Annotated in this window: 8 protein-coding genes; all 8 read right to left on the bottom strand. The window is 57.4% G+C overall.

Annotation, left to right across the window (positions count from 1 at the left end; translation table 11 throughout):
* Nucleotides 1–292: 292 nt before the first annotated feature.
* The 8 genes from rsmA to mutS all read right to left on the bottom strand — a co-directional run bounded on the left by rsmA (nt 293) and on the right by mutS (nt 9734).
* A complete protein-coding gene (gene rsmA, locus NM10_RS08825; RefSeq protein ID WP_020311234.1) occupies nt 293–1150 on the bottom strand; it encodes a 16S rRNA (adenine(1518)-N(6)/adenine(1519)-N(6))-dimethyltransferase RsmA in 858 nt (285 codons plus the stop codon).
* Nucleotides 1151–1696: a ribonuclease M5 gene (gene rnmV / locus NM10_RS08820; RefSeq protein ID WP_020311233.1), complete on the bottom strand. Its 546-nt coding sequence runs from the start codon at nt 1694–1696 to the stop codon at nt 1151–1153.
* The gene (locus tag NM10_RS08815; protein WP_178138874.1) at nt 1689–2939 is read right to left on the bottom strand and encodes a methionine gamma-lyase family protein; all 1251 of its coding nucleotides are present in this window, start codon (nt 2937–2939) and stop codon (nt 1689–1691) included. The genes rnmV and NM10_RS08815 overlap by 8 nt, the downstream gene beginning before the upstream one ends.
* A 397-nt stretch (nt 2940–3336) precedes the next feature.
* Nucleotides 3337–4266: a tRNA (adenosine(37)-N6)-dimethylallyltransferase MiaA gene (gene miaA / locus NM10_RS08810; protein WP_020311231.1), complete on the bottom strand. Its 930-nt coding sequence runs from the start codon at nt 4264–4266 to the stop codon at nt 3337–3339.
* Nucleotides 4254–4802: a class I SAM-dependent methyltransferase gene (locus NM10_RS08805; protein ID WP_051132254.1), complete on the bottom strand. Its 549-nt coding sequence runs from the start codon at nt 4800–4802 to the stop codon at nt 4254–4256. Before NM10_RS08805 ends, miaA begins: the two co-directional genes overlap by 13 nt.
* On the bottom strand, nt 4802–5083 hold the full coding sequence (locus tag NM10_RS14670) for a hypothetical protein (RefSeq protein ID WP_239639681.1): 282 nt from the start codon (nt 5081–5083) through the stop codon (nt 4802–4804). The genes NM10_RS08805 and NM10_RS14670 overlap by 1 nt, the downstream gene beginning before the upstream one ends.
* Nucleotides 5080–7164, bottom strand: coding sequence for a DNA mismatch repair endonuclease MutL (mutL, locus tag NM10_RS08800; protein WP_020311230.1), 2085 nt, complete (start codon nt 7162–7164; stop codon nt 5080–5082). The genes NM10_RS14670 and mutL overlap by 4 nt, the downstream gene beginning before the upstream one ends.
* On the bottom strand, nt 7161–9734 hold the full coding sequence (gene mutS, locus NM10_RS08795) for a DNA mismatch repair protein MutS (RefSeq protein WP_020311229.1): 2574 nt from the start codon (nt 9732–9734) through the stop codon (nt 7161–7163). Before mutS ends, mutL begins: the two co-directional genes overlap by 4 nt.
* Between the last annotated feature and the right edge of the window lie 25 nt (nt 9735–9759).

Genomic DNA, 9759 nt, shown 5'->3' with positions numbered 1-9759 from the left:
TCAGTGTACTTTAGGCAATTCATCATCGGGAAGATTGACGTAAATAAGCAAGTATTCCTGATGAAACGGGCTTATCTGATTCACAACGATCCTCGTTTAGAAGGAAAATTAAAGCTTCAATAAGAAGAAATTTGTAAACGATGTGCTTGCATAAAGTGTAAAGGATGTCCTTGCACAAAATGTAAACGATGTTATTCTTGACAACGTGCGAGCCCCTACAAACGTCTTACAGCGAGCACCTACAAATGCCCTCCAGGCACCTCTCTTATCAGGAAAGGCCAGTTACGAACCACTAGCCACGAATAATCTCGCTCCAGGCGTTGGCGATGTCGGCGAATTCCTGGAGAGACAGTGTTTCCCCGCGGCGTTTGCCGTCGATGCCTGTTTTTTCCAGGACCTGGGCGATTTGTTCCTTGCTCATGCCCGTGTTTTTCAAGGCGTTGGAAAAGGTCTTGCGGCGCTGCTGGAAGGCCGCTTTGACGACCTGGAAGAAGCGCTTTTCGTCGATTAAATCGACAGGCAGCTGCTGGCGGACGTCCATGGCGACGACGGCCGACGTGACTTCCGGTGCCGGCATGAAGCATTTCGGCGAGATTTCAAAGAGCATCTGCGGCTGCGTATAGTACTGGACCGACACCGACAGAGCCCCGTAAATCTTATGGCCCGGTTCGGCTACCATGCGTTCGGCCACTTCCTTCTGGACCATGACGACGATGCGCTTGATGGGTAGCTTCTGTTCCAGGAGCTTCATGATGATCGGCGTCGTGATATAGTAGGGCAGATTGGCACAGACCGTAAAGGGCTGGTGATTCATGACTTCTTCAATGTCGATGCGCAGGATGTCGCCGTGGACGACGCGCACGTTGTCATAGTGTTCCAAGGTCTTGTCGAGGACGGGCAACAGATGGTCGTCCAGTTCGACAGCCGTGACGGCTGCGCCCGTTTCGGCCAGGGCCTGGGTCAGGGTGCCGATGCCCGGCCCGATTTCCAGGACCGGATCGCCCTCCCCGATTTCGGCAGCGTCGGCAATGTCGTCGACGACGGCGTGACGGATGAGAAAATTCTGGCCCAGTTTCTTATTCATGCGCAGGCCAAAGCGTTTGACGACGTAGCGGACGACGTCGGGATTGGACAAGTCGACTTCTTTCATTTATTTCACCTCGTGGATCTGACGGAGGGCATCATCCCATTCGTCACGGGTGACGCCGTAATGGTTCAAGCGTTTCAAAAACTGTTTGGCATTGCCATAGCCGATACCCAGGATGGCGCCGACTTCGGCCCGGCGGTCGGCCGCATCAGGCGTCCCGTTGAGGCCAGCAGCGGAAATGTCCTGCATGGTAAAGGTCGCCTGCGGTTCATACGTCGCACAGCGGACTTTGGACAAGGCCAGGCGGATGGCTTCCGGCGAGGCCTGTTCGACGCCCAGGTCGTTGTTGGCAATGGCATCTTTCCTGGGGATAAAGGCGTGTTTGGCATTAGGGAAGCGGTCGGTCAGGAACTTGCGGATCTGTTCGCCGGCCCGGTCGGGGTCGGTCAGGATGATGATGCCCCGCTTTTCATAAGCACAGCGGATCTGTTCCAGCGTGTGAGGCTTCAAATTGAAACCATCTGTCGTAATCATATCGACGTCGATGTGACTGGCCCGGATGCGGGCGACATCGGACCGGCCTTCGACGACGAGGACTTCCTTAATCATGAGCGGCTCCTTCCCGGTGTTCGGCAATGTACTGGGCTGCGCTGAGGATGGCCAGGACATTGTGTTCAAAGACGATGCCGCCTTGGAGATAAATCATGTACGGGTCGCGGATCGGGCCGTCGGCCGACAATTCGATAGACGAACCCTGAACGAAATCACCGGCGGCCATGATGATCTTATCGGCATAGCCCGGCATATCGTCGGGAATGGGTGTGACGTGGGCGTCGACAGGCGAGAAGGACTGGATACCCTGGCAGAAGAGACACATGTTCTGTTCGTTTTCCAGGTAAATGGTCTGGATCAGGTCGACGCGCGGGTCCTGGACGGCCGGCGAGACCTTGAAGCCCATCTTTTCAAAGACAGCCGCTGCAAAGACGGCCCCTTTGATAGCCTGAGCCGTAACGTGCGGTGCCATGAAGAAGCCCTGGAAAAAGAGGCGGTAGCCGGCTGCATAGGAACCGAGTTCGTCGCCCAGGCCCGGAGCCGTCAGGTAGTCGGCTGCGGCGTGGACCAGTTCTTCCTTGCCGGCAATATAGCCGCCTGTGGGAGCAATGCCGCCGCCGGGATTCTTTATGAGCGACCCGGCGATGATGTCGGCACCGGCTTCAATCGGTTCTTCTTCAGCAGCAAATTCGCCATAACAGTTGTCGACGAAGCAAATCGTCTTGGGGCTGACCTTCTTGACGACGGAAATAATAGAACGGATATCATCAATCGTCAAGGATGCCCGCGTGCTGTAACCGCGGGAACGCTGGATGAGGACCAGTTTCGGCTGCTTTTCGGCGACGGCCGCTTCAATGCCGGCCAAATCATAGGCGTTGTCCTTCAAGGGGACTTCCTCATAGCGGACGCCCTTTTCCTTCAAAGAGTGCGGCGTTTCATGGGCATAGCCGATGACGCCCTGCATCGTGTCATAAGGCGCCCCGACGAGGCTCATCATGAGATCGCCGGTCTGCAACAGGGCCAGCAGGACCGTCGCCAGCGCATGGGTCCCCGATACGAAGTGGGGCCGGACAATGGCCTTTTCGGCCTTGAAGACGCGGGCAAAGACTTCATCGAGCTTTTCCCGGCCCATGTCGCTGTAGCCATAGCCCGACGTACCGGCAAACTGGTACGAAGAAATCTGGGCTTCCTTATAAGCGGCCAGGACTTTCGCCGTATTATGGAGACAAATCGTATCAATGCGTTCAAACTGGTCCGCACATTCGGCCAGCGCTTCTTTTCGTAATGTTTCTAAATCCAAAGACAATGTCATGATTCCTTTCTATAATGAATGTATAAGTTAGTGGCTAGTGGTTAGTGAATAGTAGTTAGGTGTTAGGGGCTAGTGGCTCTCCTCATAGGAGAGCTGTCAGCTCTGCTGACTGAGAGGTTCTTCCAGACAATGAGACGCTATACCGTTCAGGACCTTTTTTCATTTCGGGCCGCCCTCCGGGACGGCCCCTACGGAGATTGCTTTTTTCCTTACAGTCCGCTGTTTCGCAGGTCGCAGGTCGCTGAAGGAAACCTCTCCGCCTTACGGCACCTCCCTATCAGGGGAGGCTTTCGGCTCTCCTCATAGGAGAGCTGTCAGCTGCGGGCCGCCCTCTGGGACGGCCCCTACGGAGGTTGCTTTTCTACTTGCCGCCTGCGCCTTCCCGTCATGGGAAAGGCACATCCCCCAGCACAGCCTGTATCAATGCTTCTTCTCCATCGTACTGGTCCTTGTCGTACCAGTGGATATAGGGCATGCGTTTGAACCACGTGAGCTGGCGTTTGGCAAAGCGCCGCGTCCGGGTCTTGATGCGGGCTGCGGCGTCATCGAGGGGCATCTGTCCCTGGAGATACAGGGCCAGTTCCTGATAGCCGATGGCCTTCATGGACTGACAGCCCGGCGGGATGCCCTTGTCCAGCAGGTACCGCACTTCATCAACCCAGCCGGCGGCAATCATGGCGTCGACGCGCTCTTCAATGCGCCGGTACAAGACATCCCGCGGCAGGCGCAGACCGATGACGTAAGCGTCATAGACTACATCCCGAGCCTTGCCGGCCCGGACGAAAGATTTTCCTTCGCCCTGCTCGATGGCGCTGACCAGGCGGGTCAGGCGGTGCGTGTTGGAAAACAGCTCGTGCCAGTCCGGCGGCTGCCAGTCCGTTTCTGTCTCGATATAGGCCTTCAGTTCCTCTTGACTGAGAGCGTCGATCCGCGCCTGGGCCGCTTCCTTGTCGGCTTCGGTCATGCGGGCCGTCTGGAAATCATAGCCTTCCAGGAGGGACTGGACGTATAGGCCCGTACCGCCGACGAGAATGGGTATCTTCCCCTTTCCGTTGACTTCGGCAATGGCCTTTCCCGCCATATCACAGAAGCGGGCTGCCGAATAGGGTTCGTCGGGCTCAGCAATATCGATGAGATAATGGTGATAGCGGGCCAGTTCGTCCGCCGTCGGCTTGGCCGTACCGATATCCATATGGCGGTAAATCTGGTAGGCGTCGCCGGAAATGAGGTCGGTCCCGTAGTGTTCGGCCAGGGCAAAACTGAGGGCCGTCTTGCCGACCGCCGTCGGACCGATGATGGCAATTACTTTTTCCATGAATCACACTCCAATACGGCATAGCCAATGCGGCTGTATTTGCCGCCATATAAGGCAACATCCGGGAAATCGCGGCAGAGCTGGCGGAAATCCCGTTCTTTGATGACCACCCGGCGCCGGGCTTTCTGCAGCGCCCGTTCGATGAGGTCCCGCGTCAGACCGCCGTGTTCCATGATGGCCCGGACGGGCTGGAACTGGCAGCTCGCCTCGACAGGCCGCTGGAACATGGGGTCGAAATAGAGGACGTCGTACACAGGCCCGTCATCGGATAAGAGATAATCGCGATAGTCGCCACAGCGCAGGGAAATCCGGCGCAGCGCCGCCGTGACGTCGTCTTTCTTATGGACAAAGTGGGAAAAGCCCCAGGCCGTAACGGCTTCCAGCAAAGGCGATACTTCCAGGGCATCGACGCGGGAGCCAGCCGGCAGACCGAAAGAGGCGACGGCCGCATCGGCGCCAAAACCACAGGTACAATCGAGGACGGAAATGGGCGGCTGTGCCGCTGCAGGCCGCAGGTCGTACTCCTTCACCCCCATCAGGCTTCCAGGAGATGGTCGCGCTGGCCTTTCCGCAGGTTCTGGATGCGCAGTTCAGCCATGTTGAGGCTGAAGAAATGGCTGCCTTCCGGGCGGTCTATCTGAGGCCCCCGTGAGGAATAGACGAGGAAATCCTCGCCGTATTCATCCATCAAATCCTGTATGGTCCGCTTTCCCCGCGGCACATAGGCAAAGCCCTGGCTTTCGGCCCAGGCTTTCCCTTCACATTGTAATTTTTCTTTGGCCTTCAATGAAGGCACGACGTAAATCATATGAGTCATGTCCGTTTAAATAAGTGCGCTAATTCTTTTGGCGTAAAGCGGATGATCGTCGGCCGGCCATGAGGGCAGACGTAGGGTTTTTCCGTATGGAACAAATCATCCAGGAGCTGCTTCATCTGGCGGATATTGAGGCTGTCTCCGGCCTTGACGGCACCGTGGCAGGACAGATAGGCCAGCGAACGATGGCGGACCATGGCTTTATCCGGTTCCTTCTGGTCATGCAGGAGCAGGCAGATATCCTTTAAAGAATCGGCAATATCGCTGGTCTGCAAATCGCAGGGCACTTCTTCGACGCGCAGCGTCGTCGGCCCGGCTTCGGAATAGGTATAGCCCAGGTCGTTGAAGACATCCTGCCGTTCCAATAAGAGCGTCATATCCTCGTTGTCGACTTCGACGAACTCCGGCGTCAGCAACTGCTGGCTCGGCATCCGTTCGACACGCTTGCAGAACGTATCGTAGCGGATCCGTTCATGAGCCGCGTGCTGATCGACGATGTATAAATCCTGACCCTTCTTGGCAATGATGAAGCAGTCCGCCACTTCCCCTAAGGGAATGAAGACGTCGTCATCGCCGTCAAAGACGATTTTAGGCGCTGACGCCTCGGAAACGACCGACGTCGCTTCCGACGGGCCGCCCTGGCCATGCTGGGCCAAAGCCTGGGAAAACAAGGAAGAACCATCCGCAAGAGGCTCCCCTGATAGGGGAGCTGTCCGCGTAGCGGACTGAGAGGTTGCCTTTTCCCATTGCGGGCCGCCCTTTGGGACGGCCCCTACGGAGGTTGCTTGGCCACTTTCCTGCGAGCGGGCGCCCCACGTGGGCGCCCCTACATGGGCTTGCTGCGGGCCGCCCTTTGGGACGGCCCCTACAGAGGTTGCCTGGCCACTCTCCTGCGAGCGGGCGCCCCACGTGGGCGCCCCTACATGGGCCTGCTGCGGGCCGCCCTTTGGGACGGCCCCTACGGAGGTTGCCTGGCCACTCTCCTGCGAGCGGGCGCCCCACGTGGGCGCCCCTACATGGACTTGCTGCGGGCCGCCCTCTGGGACGGCCCCTACAGCATCACCGATGGTCTTGGCGATGGCTTCGGGCTTTTCCTGGGCCACCAGGGCCGTGACGATGCTGTGGTAGATGGCGCGGTAGACGGCTTGTTCATCAGAGAATTTGATTTCCGTCTTAGCCGGATGGACGTTGACGTCAATCGTCGCCGGGTCGACGTGGAGGTGGAGCATGGCAAAGGGATAGCCCGATTTCGGCAGCATGGCATGATAGGCATTGTCAATGGCCTTGAACATCAAGGGATTATGGACGATGCGGTGATTGACGATGCACGTCTGCCAGTTGCGGTTGCTCTTTAAGACCGACGGCTTGCCTACATAGCCTTCCAGGCTGATACCGTCCTGGTCGGCAGTGACGGCAAAGACATCGCGGGCGACGTTGGCGCCGTAGATATTGGCAACGGTTTCCCGCAAATCGCCGGTGCCGCCGGTCTTCATTGTCGTCCGGCCGTTATTGGTAAAAGTAAAGGCAATGGCCGGATTGGCCAGGGCCAGTTTGGTCACCATTTCAGAGATTTTCGAACTTTCCGTCCGTTCGCTCTTGAGGAACTTGCGCCGCGCCGGCGTATTGTAAAAGAGGTCGCTCACTTCCATCGTCGTCCCGACCGGTGCGCCGGCCTGGTCTTCTGCCGTGATTTCGCCCCCGTCGAGGATGAGGTGCGTCGCAAAGTCATCGCTGGCCTGGCGCGTCGTGATCTGCATGTGCGATACGGCGGCGATACTGGGCACGGCTTCGCCGCGGAAGCCTAAAGACGTAATGGCAAAAATATCTTCGACGGAACTGATCTTGCTCGTACCGTGGCGGATGATGCACTTATGGGCATCTTCCGGACTCATGCCGCAGCCGTCGTCAGTGACCCGCATATAGGACTGGCCGCCGTCGGCGATTTCCACTTCAATGGCATGGGCACCGGCATCGATGGCATTTTCTACGAGTTCTTTGATGCACGATGCCGGCCGTTCGACGACTTCGCCGGCAGCAATCTTATTGCGCGTTGCTTCATCTAAGACATGAATGATTGAACTCACTGGATCCCACTTCCTTCTTTGGCATCTTTTTGCAGATTATATAAGAAAGAAATCGCTTCAATCGGCGTCATACTGCTGACATCGACGCTGAGCAACTTGTCGATGACGGGACTGGAAAAGAGGCTGTCTCCCATGGGTGACGGCGCCGGATTCACAGGCGCCTTGGCCGGGACGGGTGCTCCGCCGTTCTTTTCCAAGTCTTCCAAGATGACGTCGGCCCGCTTGAGCAGGCTTTCGGGCAGCCCGGCCAGACGGGCGACGTGCAGGCCATAGCTGCGGTCGGCCCCGCCGGGAATGATGCGCCGCAGGAACTTGATGTTCTTGCCCCGTTCCTTGACGGCGACGGTATAATTCTTAATTTTCGGCGAATCGTCAGCCATGGCGATGAGCTCATGGTAGTGCGTCGCAAACAGCGTCAGGGCGTGGATGTGCTTCAGGCAGTATTCGATGACAGCCCGGGCGATGGACATGCCGTCGAAGGTACTCGTGCCGCGGCCGATTTCATCGAGGATGAGCAGGCTGCGGCTGGTGGCGTGTTTCAGGATGTACGACACTTCCTTCATTTCCATCATGAACGTACTCTGGCCGGTGAGGATGTCGTCGCTGGCACCGATACGGGTAAAAATGCGGTCCACCGGGCAGATAGACCCTTCTTTGGCGGGAATGAAGGAGCCGGCCTGGGCCATGAGGACCAGCACGGCGACCTGGCGCATATACGTCGACTTGCCGGCCATGTTGGGGCCGGTGATGACCAGGATTTCATGGTCTTCATGGTTCAAGGTGACGTCGTTAGGCACGAACAATTCGTCTTTCAAATACTTTTCAATAATGGGATGGCGGCCGTCCTTAATGGAAATCGTCGCCTTGGTATTGAGGCTGGGACGGACGTAGCGGTTGTCATAGGCCGCGCAGGCCAGGCTGTACAGGCAGTCGATGCAGGCAATGGCCCGGGCCGTTTCCTGCATGGCCGGGATATGGCCCTGGATCTGGCGGCGGATATCGCCGAAGAGCTTGTATTCCAGCGCCAGCATCCGTTCCTGGCTGGTCAGGACTTTGACTTCAAATTCCTTCAATTCCGGCGTGATGTAGCGTTCGGCATTGACCAACGTCTGCTTGCGCACGTAGTAATCGGGGATGGGCTTGGTATTGGCATGGGAAATCTCGAAGTAATAGCCAAAGACCTTAGTATAGCCGATTTTCATCTTGATGCCCGTCTTTTCCCGTTCCTTCTCTTCCAGTTCCTGCAAAAAGGCATGACTGTTGGCCGCAATGGAGCGGATTTCATCGAGTTCCGGCGAAAAGCCGTCGCGGATGACGCCGCCGTTGCGGATGACCAGGCCCGGTTCGTCCTTGATGCCCCGGCAGAGCAGGTCATAGACGTCGTCATGAGTCTGCAAGCGGTCATTGAGGCTGTGCAGGAGGTCGGCACTGACACCGGACAGGACCTGTTTCAGCTGCGGGATGACGGCCAGGGATTCCCGCAGGGCTACCAGGTCCTTGGGGCTCACGGTCCCCGTTTCGATGCGGGTCAGGATGCGTTCAAAATCGTAAATCCGGTCCAGCACGTCTGCCGTGTCCTGGCGCATGATTTCGTGGAGGACGAAATCTTCGACGGCATCCTGGCGGCGCGTAATGTCGGCAATGCGGATGAGCGGCGCTTCCAGCCACTTGCGCAGGAGCCGGCCGCCCATAGCCGTCTTAGTCTTGTCCAGGACATCGAGGAGCGTCCCCCGGCGGCCGCCGTCGCGGACGTTCTGCGTGATTTCCAGGTGGCGCAGGCTGGCCGCATCGACGACCAGACGCCGTTCATTATCGATATGTTCCAGCGAATTGATGTGGGAAATATCGGACTGCATGACGTCACTGACATAGGCCAGGAGCATGCCGATACACTCGCCGGCCACCGAGGCAGCGGCAAAGTCTTCCGGCGGGAAATAGGACCGGGCCTGTTCCCGGTAATCGACACTGTCATCGGCAGGAAATTCCGTAACCGTACACTGGGCCAGGTGGCTGCGCAGGTATTCGCGGACGGCATCCATATCCTTCCCCATGTGGGCGTAAATGAGCTCACTCGGTTCGTAGACGGCCAGGATGTCGAACAGGGAATCTTCCATGACCGACGCCGCACAGTCGGCCCACAAACATTCGCCCGTCGTGACGTCCATGAGGGCGATGGAAAGGATGGCATCGCTTTCGGTCAGGCAGCCGATGTAATTGTTCTTCTTCGACGCCACGGCATTCTCCAGGGTAATCGTCCCCGGCGTGATGACCTTGATGATCTTGCGCTTGACCAGCCCCTTGGCCAGCTTCGGGTCTTCCATCTGTTCACAGATAGCGACTTTATAGCCTTTGTGGACCAGCCGTTCGATATAGGTGTCGGCCGAATGGAAAGGTACGCCGCACATGGGGACCTTCTCTTTATTGCCGCCAGCCCGGCCGGTCAGGGTCAGGTCGAGTTCGCGTGACGCCGTCAGCGCATCGTCAAAAAACATTTCATAGAAATCGCCGAGGCGGAAAAAGAGAATCTTATCCTGGCACTGCTCTTTGACTTCCATGTACTGCTGCATCATAGGCGTTAATTTTTTTCCTGCCAAA

Source organism: Megasphaera sp. NM10 (assembly GCF_000417505.1).
In the GTDB taxonomy this organism is placed as follows: domain Bacteria; phylum Bacillota; class Negativicutes; order Veillonellales; family Megasphaeraceae; genus Megasphaera; species Megasphaera intestinihominis.
This window is presented reverse-complemented; position numbering and strand designations above follow the sequence as displayed.